Source organism: Kitasatospora sp. NPDC085464 (genome assembly GCF_044541955.1).
Taxonomy (GTDB): domain Bacteria; phylum Actinomycetota; class Actinomycetes; order Streptomycetales; family Streptomycetaceae; genus Kitasatospora.
The window spans coordinates 14,331-31,643 of sequence record NZ_JBITTM010000060.1 but is presented as its reverse complement, the minus strand read 5'-3'; the positions used below and the strand labels follow the sequence as shown (position 1 = coordinate 31,643).

The 17,313-nt window shown below is 75.1% G+C and carries 8 protein-coding genes; 2 read left to right on the top strand and 6 right to left on the bottom strand.

Annotated elements, in window-relative coordinates; all coding sequences use genetic code 11:
• Nucleotides 1-7,599: an amino acid adenylation domain-containing protein gene (locus ACIGG8_RS36830; RefSeq protein WP_396552966.1), complete on the bottom strand. Its 7,599-nt coding sequence runs from the start codon at nt 7,597-7,599 to the stop codon at nt 1-3.
• A gap of 198 nt (nt 7,600-7,797) precedes the next feature.
• Between ACIGG8_RS36830 and ACIGG8_RS36825 the strand changes: the two genes are divergently transcribed.
• Nucleotides 7,798-9,321 (top strand): DHA2 family efflux MFS transporter permease subunit, encoded by a 1,524-nt coding sequence (locus ACIGG8_RS36825; protein ID WP_396552965.1) that lies wholly within the window; start codon nt 7,798-7,800, stop codon nt 9,319-9,321.
• 92 nt (nt 9,322-9,413) lie between these two features.
• Here ACIGG8_RS36825 and ACIGG8_RS36820 read toward each other — a convergent pair whose 3' ends face one another.
• The 5 genes from ACIGG8_RS36820 to ACIGG8_RS36800 form a co-directional block, all read right to left on the bottom strand.
• Entirely contained in the window at nt 9,414-10,151 is a 738-nt protein-coding gene (locus ACIGG8_RS36820) for a thioesterase II family protein (RefSeq protein ID WP_396552964.1), read from the bottom strand.
• 11 nt (nt 10,152-10,162) lie between these two features.
• Entirely contained in the window at nt 10,163-12,607 is a 2,445-nt protein-coding gene (locus ACIGG8_RS36815; RefSeq protein WP_396552963.1) for an ATP-binding cassette domain-containing protein, read from the bottom strand.
• On the bottom strand, nt 12,604-13,548 hold the full coding sequence (locus ACIGG8_RS36810) for an ABC transporter permease (RefSeq protein ID WP_396552962.1): 945 nt from the start codon (nt 13,546-13,548) through the stop codon (nt 12,604-12,606). Before ACIGG8_RS36810 ends, ACIGG8_RS36815 begins: the two co-directional genes overlap by 4 nt.
• A complete protein-coding gene (locus ACIGG8_RS36805; RefSeq protein WP_396552961.1) occupies nt 13,545-15,140 on the bottom strand; it encodes an ABC transporter substrate-binding protein in 1,596 nt (531 codons plus the stop codon). The genes ACIGG8_RS36810 and ACIGG8_RS36805 overlap by 4 nt, the downstream gene beginning before the upstream one ends.
• Nucleotides 15,141-15,573: 433 nt before the next feature.
• Nucleotides 15,574-16,314, bottom strand: a complete 741-nt coding sequence (locus ACIGG8_RS36800; protein ID WP_396552960.1) for a YcnI family protein — start codon at nt 16,312-16,314, stop codon at nt 15,574-15,576.
• 711 nt (nt 16,315-17,025) lie between these two features.
• Here ACIGG8_RS36800 and ACIGG8_RS36795 point away from each other — a divergent pair.
• On the top strand, nt 17,026-17,262 hold the full coding sequence (locus ACIGG8_RS36795; RefSeq protein ID WP_396552959.1) for a hypothetical protein: 237 nt from the start codon (nt 17,026-17,028) through the stop codon (nt 17,260-17,262).
• Nucleotides 17,263-17,313 lie beyond the last annotated feature (51 nt).

The following is a 17,313-nucleotide window of genomic DNA, read 5'->3' as shown; positions in this document are numbered from 1 at the left end:
TCACAGCGCCCCTTCTTCCACGTCCGCCAGCTGGGCGAGCTCGTCGGCCACCACGGCGGCGACCTGGGCGAGGCTCGGGCCGGCGAAGATGCGGCGCAGCGGCAGTTCGACGGCGAAACGTTGCTGCACCCGGGTGATGAAGCGGGTGGCGAGCAGGCTGTCGCCGCCCAGCTCGAAGAATCCGCGCCGTCGGCCGACCTCCGGGATCCCCAGCAACTCCCGCCACATCGCGGCGAGCTCGCACTCCAGTTCGCCCTCCGGCGGCTCGTCGGCGCCGAGCTCGTCCCCGGCGCTGGCCAGCACCGCCGCCACCGCCTTGCGGTCGACCTTGCCGTTGGTACTCAGCGGCAGCCAGGGCAGCACCTCGATCCGCTCGGGCACCATGTGGCCCGGCAGCAGGCCCCCGACGTGCTCGCGCAGCGCCGCCGGGTCGGGAGCCGCCACGCTGTGCGGGCGTTCGGCCCACAGCAGGTCCGTGAACGACCCGCCCACCGGCCGGTGACCGGCCCCGCTCAGCCCGGCGCGCGCGAACAGTTCCGCCCAGCGGTCTCCAGGGAGCATCGGCGAGCCGGCCAGGCGTCGGGCCCGGTCGAAGCCGTCGTACCCGCGGTCGAGCAGACCCGCCGTCAGCAACGCCACCGGCGTCAGCGCGGCGCGCTCCACCGCGAGCAGCCGTCCGCCCGGCCGCGCCAGCAGAGCGGCCATCGCCGGGCCCTGCCCGGGCTCCGGGTAGCGGTGCAGCACGTTGCCGGCCAGCACCACGTCGAAGCCGTACCGCAGGTCATCCGGGACCGTCGAGCCGGGCAGCAGACGGCAGGCGGTGTCGTGCGGCAGGGCCTCCAGCCGCCTGGTCGCCGTGGCGACCAGGCCGGGGGCGCTGTCCAGCAGGGTGTAGCGCACCTGGCCGGGGCCGACCAGCCCGAGCAGCCGCTCGGCGGTCCGGCCGTCCCGCCCGGCCAGCTCGACCACCTCGACCGGTCGACCCAACTCATCCGAGATGTCCGCGAGTCGGGAAGCGAGCTCGGCGAGCGCGAGGGCCGTCCCGGGGTCGTGGTCGGCCAGGGCGGCCGGGGCGAGGACGTCGTCGTCCAGCAGCGCCGCCGGGTCGAGCCGGCCCGCCAGGATCTCCCGGTAGTCGCCGAGCCGTTCCAGCAGCCGCCGGTGTGCCCGCGCGATCAGCGCGCCGTACTCGTCCGCCCCGGCCCCGGGGGCCTCGCGGAGCAGCGCGGCCGCCAGCTCGGGGCCCGCCAGATAGCGGCCCTCGTCCTCGGCCAGCACCTTCCGGTCGACCAGCAGCGCCAGCCAGAGCCGCAGCACCGCATGGTGCTCGTCCACCGCGTCCAGGCGCGTCACCAGGTCCTCGAACCGCCAGGCCGTTCCCTCCCCGAGGGCGTCCGGGCCGAGCAGCCGGGCCAGCACCGCGCTCGCGGTGTCCGCCTCCAGCTCCCACGCGCCCGCCCGGGCCACGGCGACGTCGGCCGGCACTCCGGCACCACCGGACGCCCCGGAGCCGTCGACAGCCGCCGGGACGGGCACCACGCCCGCCACCAGCCTGCGGCCGGTCCCCTCGCCGACCACCGCGGCGACCGCCTGGCCCACCCCCGGCCCCGAGCGCAGTGCGGCCTCGATCTCGCCCAGCTCGATCCGGTGGCCGCGCAGCTTGACCTGCTGGTCGGCCCGGCCGAGGAACTCCAGCGTGCCGTCCGCCCAGTACCGTCCGAGGTCCCCGGTGCGGTACCAGCGCTCGCCCGCGTGGGCCACGAAGCGCTGCGCCGTCAGCTCGACGGCCCCCCGGTAACCGCGCGCCACGCCCGCGCCGCCGATCCACAGCTCGCCCGGCACGCCGTCCGGGCAGTCCCGGCCGAGCGCGTCCACCACCCGGAAGCGCTGGCCGCGCAGCGGGCGGCCGTACGGTACGGAGCGCCAGGCCGGGTCCACCCCGGCCACCTCGAAGCAGTTGGACCAGATCGCCGCCTCGGTCGCGCCGCCGAGCGCCACGAACCGGCACCGCGGCCGCAGCACGGCCAGCCGGCCGGGCAGGTCCAGCCCGACCCAGTCGCCGGAGACCAGCGCCAGCCGCAGCGGCTCCGGTGTGTCGGCGGCCTCGGCCACCGTCAGGAGCATGTCGAGCAGGGCCGGCACGGTGTTCCACACCGTCACCCCGTGCCGGCGCACCAGGTACAGCCAGCGCCGGGCGTCCCGGCGGTCCTCCTCGCCGATCAGCACGACCGCCCCGCCCGTCGACAGCGGGCCGAAGACGTCGTACACCGAGAGGTCGAAGTCCAGCGCGGACACCGCGAGTGTCCGGTCCTGCCCGCCGACGCCGAACCGCTCGTTGACGTCCGTGACGGTGTTCGCCGCCGCCCGGTGGGTGATCTCCACGCCCTTCGGCTCACCCGTGGAGCCCGAGGTGAAGATCACGTACGCCAGGTCGTCCGGGGAGGCCTGTGCCAAGGCCGCGGGTATCGCCGCCTCGGCCTGCCGCAGCACCTCCTCGGTCACCGCCAGCCGTGCCCCGGCCGCACCGAGGATCCGCTCGCGCCGCGCCGCCGGCTGGTCCACCCCGACCGGCAGGTACGTCGCGCCGGCGGCCAGCACACCCAGCACCGCCACCAGCTGCTCCGGGCCCTTCGGCAGCGTCACCGCCACCGGCTCGCCGGGCCCGGCCCCCTGGTCGCGCAGGACCGCGGCCACCCGCAGGGCCCGCTGCGCCAGCTCGCCGTACGTCATCGACTCGTCCTCGCCCCACACCAGCGCGGTGCGCTCGGGCTGCTCGGCGGCCCGGCGGAAGAACTCCGCGTGCAGCAGCCGGTCCTCGGCCCCCTCGCCGGTCGCGTTGACGGCCGCCCGGGTGCGCCGCTGCGCCTCGGGCAGCAGGTCGGGTGCCGCGCCCTGCCAGTCCGCGCCGGTCTCGCCGAGCCAGTCGACCAGCCGCCGGTAGGCGGCGAACATCTCGTCCACCAGCCCGGCCGGGAACAGTTCCTCGACCACGTCCCAGGCCAGCCGCACGCCGCCGTCGGCGGTCTCGGTGACCTGGTGGTCCAGCCAGACCTGCGGGGTCTGCGAGACGCCCCAGACCGGCTCGGTGAACGGTCCCTCGGCCGGCTCGCCGCCGACTCCGAGCGCGCTGGTGAACACCACCGGCATGGTGGTCTCCGGATCGCCGGTGAAGCGGGCGAGCTCGCGCAGCACCTGGACCGCCGACAGCTCCCGGTGGTCCAGCCCGCGCCACAGCTCCCGCTGCACCCGCCGGGCCGCCGCCAGCCAGCTCTCGCCGGGCTCGGGGCGGGAGGGCACCAGCACCAGCGAGGTGAAGTCGCCCAGCACCAGACCGATGTCCGGGTGCACGTCGCGGCGGTCGAACAGGGTGAGGTTGACGGTGAGGTCCGGGCGCGCGCTCCAGCGCCCCAGCACCTCGGTGAAGGCGGCCAGGAGCACCGCCGACGGGGTCAGCCCGTGTTCGCGCGCCCGCTCGACCACCGGCCGCCACCGCTCGCCGGGGACCCGGGCCTCCCGGCGGGTGAAGCGCGGCCGGCCGATCTCCGCCGGGTCCACCGCGAGCGGCAGTTGGGGCCCGGGCGGCAACCCGGGCAGCTGCTCCGCCCAGTACGCCCGGGCGGCGGCCAGCTCCTGCGGCGCGGGCGTGGCGCCGAGCACGTAGTCGCGGAACGAGACGTCCACCGGCGGGAGTTCGGCGTCCGGGTGCTCGTAGAGGGCGCCGAGCTCGCCGTAGAAGCGCAGGATGCTCAGTGCGTCCAGCACGATGTTGTCCATGCCGATGCCGAGCCGGGTGCGCCCGCCCGCGCGGACCGCGCGGATCGCGAACAACGGCCAGCAGCCGGGGTCGAACACCTGGTGCGAGGCGGCCTCGCGCAGCTCGGTGAAGGCGGCCTCCGGGTCGTCGCCGGCCTCGGTGACCGGGATGGTGAACCGGGGCACCTCGGCGAGGGTCCGCTGCTCGCCGCGCTCGTCGACGACCGCGCGCAGCATCTCGTGCCGGGCGACCAGCCGGTTGACGGCCTCCTCCAGGCGGGCCGGGTCGAGGTCCGGTACGTCGTACTCGCGGTAGTAGTGGCAGCCGGTGCCGCCGAGCGTGAAGCCCTCGCCGCGGCCCAGCCAGTACGCGCGCTGGACGTCGGTCAGCGGGAACGGCTCGTGCCGCCGTGCCGGGTCGGCCGCGAGTGCCGTGTTCTCCGGTTCGGCCTTCAGCGGCTGGAGCGTCGCCGCGAAGTCGGCCAGCACCGGGCGGGCGAACAGTTCGGACAGCCGGACGCCCGCGAAACCGGCCGCCCGCAGCCGCCCGATCAGCCGGGTGGCGAGCAGCGAGTCGCCGCCGAGCGCGAAGAAGTCGTGTTCGCGGCCGACCGCGTCGACGCCGAGCACCTCGGCCCAGGCGGCCGCCGCCCGCTGCTCGGTCTCGCCGGCCGGTGGGGTCACCGGCGTACGGCCGGGCAGCTCGGCGGTGGCCAGCACGCGGCGCAGCAGCCCGCGGTCGATCTTGCCGTTGGCGGTCAGTGGCAGCCCCGGAAGCACGGCGATCCGCTCGGGGACCATCGGGGCCGGAAGCACGCGCTGGAGGTGTTCACGCAGGGCAGCCGGGGTTCCGCCGTCGCGAAGCGCGCCGACGGTGGCCAGCGCCGACCAGTCGGCGGGCGGCTGCGCCCGGTCGTCGGTCACGGCCGCGGCGAGCCGGCCGTCCGCGCAGACCACCGCGACGCCCTGGCCCACGCCCGGGAAGGCGGTCAACGCGGCCTCGATCTCGCCGAGTTCGATCCGGTGGCCGCGCACCTTGACCTGGTGGTCGGCCCGGCCGAGGAACTCCAGGGTGCCGTCCGGCCGATAGCGGGCACAGTCGCCGGTGCGGTACCAGCGCACGCCGTCCAGTTCGGTGAAGCGGTCGGCGGTGCGGTCCGGGTCGCCCCGGTAGCCGCGGGCGACGCCGGCGCCGCCGATCCACAGCTCACCGGGGACGTGGTCGGGGCGGTCCCGGCCGAGCGGGTCGACCACCCGGCAGGCGACGTTCTCCAGCGGCGTGCCGTACGGGATGGACGCCCAGTCGGCGGGGACCTCGTGGACCTCGCACCAGGTGGAGTGGATGGCGGTCTCGGTGGTGCCGCCGAGCGCGGCGAACCGGCACTGCGGGGCGACGGCCGCGAGCCGTGCCGGCAGGTCGAGCGGCACCCGGTCGCCGCCGAGCAGGACGGCCTTGAGACCGGTCGGCGGCCGGTCCGCCGAGGTGACCAGCATGTCCAGCAGCGCGGGCACGCAGTTGACCACCGTGGCGCTGTGGCGGATCGCCAGGTCGACCCAGGCGGTGGCGTCCCGGCGGTCCGGCTCCTCGACGCAGACCACCGAGCCGCCGGCCGACAGCGGGCCGAAGACGTCGTACACCGAGAGGTCGAAGTCCAGGGCCGACAGGGCCAGGGTGCGGTCCGAAGCGCCGATCTTCAGACGGGAGTTGAGGTCCTCGATGGTGTTCATCGCGGCGGCGTGGGTGAGTTCGACGCCCTTGGGCTCGCCGGTCGAGCCGGAGGTGTAGATGACGTATGCGAGGTCGTCGTCACCGCCGGGTACAGGGGCGGGCAGGGGAGCCGTGCCGGCCGGGACGGTGACGTCGTCGACCACCAGGCGGATGCCCGCGGAGCGGTGGATGCGCTCGCGACGGGCGGCGGGCTGGTCGACGCCGAGCGGCAGGTAGGCGGCGCCGGTGGCCAGCACGGCGAGGACGGCGAGGATCTGGTCGGGGCCCTTGGGCAGGGTGACGGCCACCAGTTCGCCCGGCCCGGCCCCGCGGGCGCGCAGGTGGCCTGCCAGCGCCAGTGCCCGGTGGGCGAGCCCGCCGTAGTCGAGGGCGCCGTCGGTGCCCCACAGCAGGGCGGGGGCCTGCGGGTGGGTGGCCGCGTGGGCGAAGAAGCCGTCGTGCAGCCGGGTGCCGGTGCGGGGTGCCGCCGTGTCGTTCGCCCCGGCGCGGACGGCGAGTTGAGCGTCCGGCAGGAGCGCGGGGACGGCGGCGGACCAGGCGGCCCGGTCGGCGAGCAGCCGGTCGAGCAGGCCGCTGTAGGCAGCGAACATCGCCTCCAGGACGCCGGGGGCGAAGGCGTCCTCGCGGGCGTCCCAGTTGACCAGCAGGCCGCCGCCGATCTCGGTGACCTGGGCGTCCAGCCAGACCTGCGGCCCCTGCGAGATGATCCAGGACGCCTCGCCGAAGGCCTCCCGCACGGCGGGCGCGAACAGCTCGCCGAGGCCGAGCGCGCTGGTGTAGACGACCGGCGCGAGCACCTGCTCGCCGTGCAGCCGGGACAGGTCGCGCAGTACCTCGACGCCGGAGTGCCCGGCGTGTGCGGCGTCCGCGTGGAAGCGCCGCTGCAGGCGCACCGCCCGCTCGGCGAAGGTGCCCGGCGTGGAGCCGTCCCAGGCGAGGAGCACGGACGAGGTGAAGTCGCCGACCAGTTCGCCGACTTCGGGGTGCAGCGGGGCGCGGTCGAAGAGCGGGAGGTTGAGCAGGAAGTCCGGTTCGGCGCTGAACGCGGTCAGCGTCTCGGCGAACACGGCGGCCAGGGCCATGGCCGGGGTCAGGCCGTGCCGTCTGGCGTGCGCTTCGAAGCGTCCCAACTCGGCGGCGTCCAGCAGGCGGTGGCGGCGCAGCACGGTGGTCGCGGCGGCGCCGTGCGCGTTCTGGGCGAGCGGCAGCAGGGGCGCGGCGGGCAGTTCGGGCAGGCGGGCGCGCCAGTGGGCGCGGTCGGCCTCGCGGGCGGCCGGGTCGATGGCCGCGGCCCGGTCGGCGAGGTAGCGCGGGAAGCTGTAGCCGAGGGCGGGGAGTTCCTGGTCCGGGGCGCTGTACGCGCGGGCGAGGTCGGCGAGCAGGACACGCAGGCTGAGCGCGTCGGCGGCGACCATGTCGAGGTTGAGGTGGAGTCTGGTCCCGCCCGGGCGGACGCCGTCCGGCAGCAGGGTGAGCTGGACGTCCAGGACCTCGCCGGCGGCGATGTCCAGGGTGCGGTGGGAGAGACATCGGCGCAGCTCCGCGAGTTCCGCCCCGGCCTCGGCCGTGCTCCGTTCCCGCAGGTCGTGCACCCGTAGCCCGGGCCAGGCGGCCTGCGGTGCGATCCGCTGGCGGCCGTCGTCGAGGACGTGCACCCGGAGCATGCCGTGGCGGGCGAGCACGGACCGGACCGCGGCCTCCAGCCGCTCCGGGTCCACTCCGGCGCCGTCGAACTCGTGGTAGAAGTGGGCGGCCACGCCGCCGAGTTGCTGCCCATCGGCCCGTCCGACCCAGTACGCGTGCTGCATCAGCGCGAGGTCGAAGGGGGCGTCCTCGTCGACGACGGCGCGCTCCGCCGCCGTCGCGGCGTCGGCGGGGGTGCGGTGCCCGTCGACCAGGGCCCGCCAGGCGGCGAGGGTGGGCTGGGCGGCGAGCTCGGCGAAGCCCACGTCGACGCCGGCCCGGTTGAGGTTCCCGGCCAGTCGCATCATCGTCAGCGAGTCGAGTCCCAGCTCGATCAGGTTGGCGTCGTCGGCGATGGACTCGGCGGTCAGGTCGAGCAGTTCGCCGACCGCCTGGGGCAGATTGACGGCGGCCGCCGCGCGGTCATGCGACACGTGGAGGTCCTTCCTCGGGCATGGGGCGAATCACGAAGGCGTGGTGTGTTCATCATTAATAGCATTGAAAACCATTTCCATCTAGTGCTAGCGTCCCCGCTGTCTCCAGCAGGTAGCGAGGAAGGGGCGGGAATGGACCACGCAGCGTCAGAAACGGTTGCGGGAAGGCGGGAAGAGGCAGAGGAGGTGTCGTCCGACGTGCGCTCGACGCGTACCTGGACCACCGCCGTCACCTCGCTCGCGGCAGCGATGATGACCCTCGACATCACCGTCGTGAACGTCGCGATGCCCCGGATCGGCGCGGACCTCGACGCCTCGCTCGATGCCCTCCAATGGATCGTCAACGCCTACACACTGACCTTCGCCGCCCTCCTGCTCACCGCCGGCTCGGTGTCCGACCGCATCGGCCGCCGGAAGGTCTTCCTCGTCGGCGTCGCCGTCTTCACCGTCGCCTCCGCCGCCTGCGCGCTCGCCCCCGACGCCGGCGTGCTGATCGCCTCCCGGGCCGTCCAGGGCGCCGGCGGCGCCATGGTCCTCGGTACCTCGCTCGCCCTCATCGCCGGCGCCCATGAGGGCGCCCCCGCCCGGGCCCGCACCAGCGCGATCGGCCTCTACACCGCCGGCGCGGCCGTCTCCGCAGCACTCGGCCCCCTGGTCGGCGGCGCGATCACCGAGTGGCTGAGCTGGCCCTTCCTGTTCGCCGTCAACGTCCCCGTCGGCCTGCTGATCCTCTACGGCGCCGTTCGCAAGGTCCCGGAGAGCGTCGACCCCGCCGCGTCCGGCCGGGTCGACCGGGCGGGCGCGGTCCTCGCCGTCCTCGCCCTCTTCGCGCTCAACTACGGCCTCCTGACCGGCTCCGAGCACGGCTGGTCACGGGCGGACGTGGTCGGCTCGCTCGCCGCCGGGGCCGTGCTGACGGCGGCCTTCGCCCTCGTCCAGTGGCGGCTCGGTGAGCACGCCATGCTCGACCTGCGGCTGTTCGCCGTCCCCACGTTCAGCGGTGCTGTGCTGCTCAGCTTCGCCGCCCGGATCTTCAGCTTCGGCCTGCTGCCGTTCCTCACCCTCTGGCTCGGCGGCATGCTCGGCCTCTCCCCGTTCCGGATCGGCCTGGTGCTGCTCGCCCAGTCCGTCGCGCTGCTGGTCGCCGCACCCGTCGGCATGCTGCTCGCCAAGAAGGTTCCGGTCTCGGTGGTCCTGGCGCTCGGTATGGTGCTGGTCGCCGCCGGGATGTCCACCGCCGTCGGCATCGGCCCGGCGGACGGCTGGACCGCTGTGCTGCCGATGCTGATCCTGCTCGGCGCGGGTGCCGGCCTGGCCCTCCCGCACCTGCTCGACCTCGCCGTCGGCGTCGTTCCCGCCGACCGCGCCGGGACCGCCTCCGGCGCGGCCAACAGCTTCTTCCCGCTCGGCACGGCCTGCGGCGTCGCGCTCTTCGGCGTCATCCTGTCCCACCGGGTCGACTCCGCGCTCTCCCCGTCCGCGCTCGCCGCCCTCGGCGTCCCGGCCTCCGACGCGGGCCACGTCCACGAGCTGGTCACCGCTGGGCAGTTCGACGCGATGGCCGCCCCATATCCGGCCCCCGCCCGTGACCAGGTCCTCGCGCTCGCCCACTCCGCCTACACCTCGGCCCTGTCCTCCATCTTCCTGATCGCCGCGATCGCCGCCCTGGTCGCCGCCGGTGCCAGCCTGCTCCTGGTTCGCCCGCGCGACGCCGCCGCGTAGCAGCCGACGCCTAGCCGCGGACGCCTGTGCCCGGCCGCCCCCGTGAGGGCGGTCGGGCACAGGCACGTGTCCTGCCAGGGCAGGTCCGCAGCTCAGTTCCGAAGCCGCTCCACGACGGCCGCCACGACGGCCGCGGGCCCCTCGGAGAGGTAGAAGTGGCCGCCGGGGAAGCCCAGCAGGTCGAAGCCGGCGGCCGTCCAGGACTTCCAGCCCTCCGCCTCCTCGACGGTGAGCTCCTCGTCCTCGGTGCCGACCAGGGCGGTGACGGAGCAGGGGAGGAGCCCCTCGGGGCGGGCGGGGTACGTCTCGATCAGGCGGTAGTCGCCGCGGACAGCCGGAAGGACCAGGGCGCGTACTTCGGGGATCGCCAGTAGCCCGGCGTCGGTGCCGCCGAGGCGGGCGAGTTCGGCGCAGAGTGCGTCGTCGTCCTGGAGATGGACGGTGCCGCCACGGTGGAACTGCGGCGCCTCGCGGGCGGAGGCGAAGAGGTGGACGGGCGGACGGTGGCCCTGGCGCAGCAGGTGCAGGACCAGTTCGTGGCCGACGGTCGCGCCCATGCTGTGCCCGAACACCGCCCACGGCCGGTCCAGCAGCGGCCCGACGGCCGCGGCGAGGCCGGCCACCAGCGTGGGCAGGTCGGCGGGCAGGGGTTCGTCGAGCCGGTCCTCGCGACCGGGCAGGCGGACCGTCAGCAGCTCGACGTCGGCCGGCAGGAGCGGGGCCCAGGAGCGGTAGAGGCCGGCCGAGCCGCCGGCGTGCGGGAGACAGAACAGCCGGACCGCGGCGGCTGGTCGCGGCTGCGGGCGGCGCAGCCAGCGGGTGGTGGTCATGGACAGGGTCCTCAGGAGTCGGAGACGAGAGCGGGCAGACCGGAGGCGGCGGCCAGCAGAGCGGCGGTGACCGGGTCGGCCGGGGCGGCGAGTACCCGCTCGACCGTCCCCGCCTCCCGGATCGCCCCCTCGGCCAGCACCGCGAGGTGGCCGCCCAGCCGTGCGGGCACGGTCAGGTCGTGGGTGACGACGACCAGCGCGACGCCCAGCTCCCGCCGCAGCTCGTCGAGCAGGGCGAGCACGGTGGCGGCGGTCGGCGGGTCGAGGGCGCTGGTCGCCTCGTCGCAGAGCAGCACGTCCGGCCCGGCCGCCAGGGCACGGGCCAGCGCGACCCGCTGGCGCTGCCCGCCGGAGAGTCCGGACGGGAGCCGCTCGGCGTGCTCGGGCGCCAGGCCGACCCGGTCCAGCAGGCGGTGCACTTCGGCCCGGACCCCCGCCGCGTCCAGCTCGGGCCGGTACAGCCGCAGCGGGCGGGCGACGGCCGCGCCGACCCGGTGGCGGGGGTTGAGCGAGTCCTGCGGGTCCTGCGGGACGAGCTGGAGGCGGCGCAGCTGCGCCCGCGCCCGGGCCCGAACCCCGGGCGCGACCGGCTCGCCGCCGAGCCGCAGGGTGCCGGTCCAGTCGGCGTGCAGCCCGGTGAGGCAGCGCAGCAGGGTGGTCTTGCCGCCGCCGGACGGGCCGACCACGCTCAGGCAGCCGCCGGGGGCGAGCGCGAGGTCGATGCCGTCGAGGACGGTGGTGCCGCCACGCCGGGCGACCAGGCCCGTCACCTCCAGGACGGGAGCACCGGAGGCGGCCACCGCCTTGGGCAGCGCGGTGACCCGGACCGCCTCGACCAGCCGCCGTCCCGCCGCGCTCGCGGGCCGTGCCAGCACCTCACCGGCCGGGCCGCGTTCGACCACCCGCCCGCCGTCCAGGACCGCGACCTCGTCGGCGACCTCGGCCACCTGCGCGAGGTCGTGGGCCACCAGCAGCACGGCCGGTCCGCCGTCGGCCCGGAGCCGCCGTACGTCGGCGAGCAGGGCGCTCGCGGTGGCCGGGTCGAGGGCGCTGGTCGGCTCGTCGAGCACCAGCAGGTCCGGTCGGTGGGCGAGCGCGGCAGCCAGCGCCACCCGTTGCCGCTGGCCGCCGGAGAGCTGGTGCGGAAGCCGCCGCAGGAAGGCCGGGTCGTCCGGTAGCCGGGCCGACCGCAGGGCGGCGCGCACCCGTTCGGACCGCTCGGCCTTCGGCACCGCCCGGGCCCGCAGGAACTCGCCGATCTGCCCGGCGACCCGCAGCGTGGGCGCCAGGGAGGTGCGCGGATCCTGCGGGACGTACCCGGAGTGCCGGCTGCGCAGGCGGCGCAGCGTCCGCTCGGGCAGGCCGAGGACGGGCTCGCCGGCGAGGTGGACCGAGCCGCCGGCGACGACCAGCCCCGGGCGGATCTCGCCGAGGGCGGCGAGCGCGAGGGTGGTCTTGCCGCTGCCGGAGGCGCCGACCAGGGCCAGGATGCGGCCCGGCGCGAGGTCCAGGTCGACGCTGTCCAGGACGACGGCGCCGGCCGGCGTCCGTACGGTCAACTCCCGGACCGCGAGCACCGACCCGTGGTCGGATGCCGCAACTGTCCTACTCACGGGGCGACTTCGCCGAGCAGCGGCCGGAAAGGCGCTGTCCACCAGCAGGTTGGCGCTCAGCAGCAGCACCAGGATGCCGACCGCCGGGACGGCGACCGCGAGCGGCTGGAGGGCGAGCCCGTCGCGGTTCTCCAGGATCATCAACCCCCAGTCCGCCGCCGGAGGCTGTGCCCCGTACCCGAGGAACGAGGCGGTGGAGACGATGAACACCGCCCCGACGAACCGCACCCCCGCGTCCGCGGCCAGCACCGGCGCCGCGTTGGGCAGCACCTCCCGTGCGAGGACGTACCAGGTGCGCTCGCCGCGCGCCGACGCGGCTTCCACGTAGTCGTGTTGCAGTGCCTGCAGCGCGGTCGCCCGGACCACCCGGATGATCTCGGGGAACAGGACGACGGCCGCGGAGGCCCCCACCCCGAGGGCACCCCGCCCGGTGGCCACCACGGTGACGCTGAGCAGCAGGAATCCGGGCAGGCTGAGCAGGACGTCCGTCGCCCGCAGGATCCAGGCGTCCACCCGCCCGCCGCGCAGAGCGGCCGTCATGCCGACCGCACCGCCGGCCAGGTAGGCGACGGCGAGCGCGCCCAGCGACAGCATGACCAGGGAGCGTCCGCCGTCGAGGAAGCGGCTGAGGACGTCCGCGCCGAGATGGTCGGTGCCCAGCGGGGCGGCGCCGCCGGCCGGCCCGTACGGCAGGTCAAGCACCTCGCCGGGGCCGTGCGGGGCGAGGGCCGGGCCGGCCAGGGCGAGCAGTACGGCGGCGGCCAGGACGGCCCCGGAGAGTGCCGTCCGCAGCCGCCGCCGCTTCGCTGGAGCCGGGTTGACCGGGTTGACTTGGGGGGTCAATTCGTTCTCCTGGCAGCCGGGTTGAGCAGGGTGGCGAGGGCGTCCGCCAGCAGGTTGAGGGCGACGGTCAGCGTGGCGACCAGCAGTGCGATGCCGAGCACCACCGGAGTGTCGCGGGAGGCGGTGGCGTTGACCAGGGCCGCGGCCAGCCCGGGGTAGCCGAACAGGCTCTCGGCGACCAGCGTGCCGCCGAGCAGGTAGGCGAGGTAGCGGGCGAGCACCGGAACGGCGGGAACGACGGCGGCCGGCAGGATCCAGCGCACCACCACCCGGTGCTCCGGCACCCCGCCGAGCCGGGCGGCGAGCACTGCGTCCGAGCCGGCCGCCTCCACCACCCCGGAGCGGACCAGCCGGACGTTCTGCGCCAGGCTGACCGAGAGCAGGGTGAGCACCGGCAGGACGAGCAACTCCGGCTGGGAGAAGGGACTTTCGCCGGCCGTCGGGACCGAGACGGCGGGCAGCCAGCCGAGGCCCACCGCGAACAGCAGCACCAGCAGCGTGCCGATGACGAACTCCGGCAGGCTGACCAGGGTGAGCGTGCCGATCGAGAGCACCCGGTCGGTGAGCCGCCCGGCCCGCAGCCCCGCCCACAGCCCGAGCGCGATCGCCAGCGGCACGAGCAGCAGCGCGGTCACCGCGCCGAGCAGCAGCGAGTTGCCCGCCCGCTCGGCGACCAGCCGGGAGACCGACACCCCGTTGGCGTAGGAGGTGCCGAGGTCGCCGTGGAGGGCGTGCCAGAGCCAGTGCAGGTAGCGGGCCCAGGACGGCTGGTCGAGGCCGAGCTGGTGCCGGAGCGCGGCGACCTGCTCGGGCCCGGCCCGGCCGGCCAGCCGGGCGGAGGCCGCGTCCCCGGGGGCGAGCGCGGTGGCGGTGAACACCAGGACCGACGCCGCCAGCAGGGTCACGGCCGCCGCGCCGAGCCGGCGCAACCAGCGGATCACGAGGAGAGGAACGCGTCGCGCAGGCACGGGTAGTCGAAGGACCCGAGCGCCTTGACGCCCTGAACGGTCGGCTTCGCCGCCGCGACCGGGGGGATCCGCGCGAAGACGGCGTCGCCGCCCTGCTCGTAGAGGTGGTGCTGGACGTCCTGCACGGCCTTGGTCCGCCTGGCGTCGTCGCCGACGGCCGCGTGCATCGCCGTCAGCAGCCCGTCCAGGGTGGGGCCGGCGGGCCCGGTGAACGGGTAGGACGCTTTGGAGCCGTAGAAGAACGACAGCTGCAGCGGCAGCGGCATCGCGTGGTAGAGGTTGGTCTGCAGCGGGGTGCTGAGCAGTGCCTTGAAGTCGGTGTAGTAGTCGGCGGCCGGGATCTTGTCGACGCTCACCGCGAGCCAGGCGGCCCGCGCCTGCTGGACGAAGGCGGTGGCGCTCTCCAGGGTGCCGTACTCGTAGTCGCTGGTGCGCACGGACAGTTTGACGTCCGAGAGCCCGGCGTCGGTGAGCGCCTTCTTCGCCTTCTCGGGGTCGTACGCCCGGCGCGGCAACGAGCTGTCGTACCAGGACTGGTGACGGCCCAGCGCGTCGTCGGCGACCTCGCCGTAGCCGAGGGTGACGGTGCGGACCATCGCCTCCCGGTCGATCGCGTAGCGCACCGCCTGGAGCACGGCGGGCTTGTCGAACGGCTGGAGGCCGAGGTTCATGGTGAGCGCGAGGTCGCTCCACAGCTCCTGCGGCGCGGTGACCACCCGCAGGTCGGGGTTCCTGGCCTCGGCGCGGGCGGCGGTGAGGGTGATCCCGCCGACGTAGTCGAACTGGCCGGCCTTGAGCCCGTTGATCCGGGCACCCGCGTCGGCGACCGACGACAGCTCGATCTCGTCCAGATAGGGTCCGCCGCCGAGCGCCGCGCCCCAGTAGTCGGTGCGCGCGGTGAGCAGGCTGCTCGCGCCTCGGGTCCAGCTCCTGAGGACGAACGGGCCGGAGCCGACGGCGTGCTCGAAGTCGGTGGTGCCGTTCGGGATGACGAAGACGGACTGGGCGAGCGCGAGGTCGAAGAAGCCGTCGGGGGACTTGAGGGCCAGCTCGACGGTGCGCGGGTCGCGCACCGCGCTGGCGGCCGGGTCGAGCCCGGCCAGCAGGCCGGCCTGGGTGGTCGGGTTGCCGGCCAGGGTGCGCAGGCTGAACAGCACGTCCTCGGCGGTGAGTCTGCGGCCGTCGCTGAAGGTGACGCCGTCGCGGACGCGGACGGTCCACCTGGTGGCGTCGGCGTTGGGCTCGACGGACTCGGCGAGGCGCCACACCGGCTTGCTGTCGTCGATCTCGCCGAGGGTGTCCCAGATGAGCCGGGCCCGGACGTAGTCGACGGCGCTGTTGGTGGCCTGGAGCACGTTGGTGGATTCGGCGGCGGAGCCCGCGAACGCGGCGCGCAGCCGTCCGCCCTTGTGTGGGGCCATGGACGGTCCGCTGCTCGTGGCGAGCTGCGGGGCCTTGCCGTCGCCGCTCCCGCAGGCGGCCAGCAGGCCGCCGGCCAGCAGGGTTCCGAGTCCGGCTCCGGCGCCGCGCAGCAGGGCGCGGCGGTCTATCTGATGAAACGTCACGTCGTCCTCACTCCAGGCATGTCGGTGCACGCGATCCTAGAGTAAAACGATAATGCTTTTCAATAAGAATCGGGCTGAAACGCGGCCTACTTCGACCAGCGGAAGACGACGTTCACCACCCGGACCCTGGCCAGGTACACCCAGCTGCAAGCCGACATCAAGGCCAAGCACGCCGGTACCCCGATCGGGGCCTCGGAGTCGATCGCTACCCCGCTCGCCGACAGCGTCGGCCTCACGATGCTCACCCCCCGATCACCGACGACTTCGGCTGCGGCGCACCGCGCCGACCAGCACGCCGACGGCGATGAATCCGGCGAGGGTGATGCCGAGGACGGGCAGTGCCCAGCCGAGGGCGAGCGGGAGCCCGGGCATGGCGGCTCGTGACCAGGTGGTGTGCCCGGGTGGGTGCCGGTGGCACCCACCCGGGTTTCGGTCAGGCCCGGTCGGTACGGCGGCGCAAGCCCAGGACGCCGAGCGCGGCACCGGCAAGGCCGACCACGATGCCCGCGATGCCGATGATGCGGGCGGTGGAGTCGTCCGAGGAGGCCGAGTTGCCCGCGGGCGGGGCGGCCTGGGCGCCGCTCGGCGCGGGGGAGGCGGTCATGTGGTGGCCGTCGGTGTCGGCGGCGGCCTTGGTGAGGGTCAGCACCGGGGCGGGGTGCTGCGGCTCGGGCTGCCCCTCCTTGCTGTCCTCGATCCACCGGACGACGTTGCCGTCGTCGTAGGTCTGCAGGGCCTTGAAGACCACCTTGTCGGTGTCGGTGGGCAGCGGGCCGAGGGAGACCCTGAACTCCTGGAACTGGCCGGGGGCGATCTTCGTGCCCGCGTCGGCGGTCCAGGTGATCTTGGAGACCGCCTCGGTGATCTCGTCGCCGTCGTCGGTCTTGATCGGCGTGGCCAGCTTGGTCTTCTCCGTCGCGGCGGTCCAGCCGGGCAGCGGCTGGGTCGCCACGGAAGCGACCGGGTGGTCGGCCGGCAGCGACACTTCGAGCTTGATGGTGGAGGCGGTGTCGCTCTCGTCGGGCACGCGGAAGGCCACCGCGGTGTAGTCGCCCTGGGTCGCAGTGCCCGGCTGCACGGTCACGTGCGCGAACGCCGGCACGGCCGAGGCCGCGATGACGGATGCGGCCAGCACGGCGGAGGCCGCGAGGCGACGGGAAAGGGTCGAACGCATGGGTTGGAGTCTCCGTCCGGGAGATCGGCACGGCGCGCCGCCCGGGCAGCCCTGCGGCTGCCGGGGTACGCGTCGTGCGGGGGGTTGGGTGTACGGCGGCGAGCCGCGATCGACGGGCCCGCCGTGAACGCGCAGCACACACCGACGGCGAGGACGCGGTCCTCGTCGGGCGGCTACACGCACACCCTCCCCGGCGGGCCCCGACGGACCAGGCTGTGACGGAGAAGTACCGGCCGGTGGGGCGTGGCGCCGGACAACGGCGCGCGAACGACCCGTGCGGCCCGAGGAACCTGGGCCGTCCCACTGCCGCAGAGCCGAGCCACGGCCTCGGCGAAACGTCCGCGCCAGCGACGGGCCGCCGCGCGCATGGCACGTGCCACATCCAGCAGCCGCCACAACGCGGCCTCGACACGGTGCAGCAACCACCCCGTGGCAGCGGCTGCGGCGGCGTGCGCCGCCAGCATGCCGGACGACAGTCCGAGCAGGCCCGCATGGTGGCTCGCCGCATGAACGGCACCGACCGCCGTCGCACCGTGCTGGGCGTGCAGGTGAACCGCCGGGCTGTGAGACCCCCCGTGTCCCTGGTGCGCCACCGGAAGGGCGGCGCCGGAACCCGGCCGGCGAACGTCCCCGGCCCCGGTCGGTGTCATCGGGGCATGACCGGCTCGGAAGAGCAGGTGCAGGACGAGCTGCGCCGATGTGACGGCGGCGGTGATCGCCGGCATCGAGCGCCGCCGTCCCGCACCTGCCGCAGCGGTCAGCGCCACCAGCAGCCAGCCGGTCAGCACCCATCCCGGCGCCACCTGGCCCCCTGCCGCGCTGTGCGCCGCCGAGGCCAGCGCCACACTCGCCGTGGCGAACGCGACCGCCCGTACCCACCGCACATCGGATGCGGCGGTACGGGACGTGGCGGTGCGGGCGGAAGTGGACATGGCCGCCCCATCATGACAGGCCGCCGTCCCCGGCCACCCTTGCCCCCGAGAGGGGGTACGGCGGAAG

Coding starts and splice junctions, on each gene's coding strand:
- ACIGG8_RS36800 (WP_396552960.1), bottom strand. CDS start 16,314: ATGCGTTCGACCCTTTCCCGTCGCCTCGCGGCCTCCGCCGTGCTGGCC.
- ACIGG8_RS36820 (WP_396552964.1), bottom strand. CDS start 10,151: ATGACCACCACCCGCTGGCTGCGCCGCCCGCAGCCGCGACCAGCCGCC.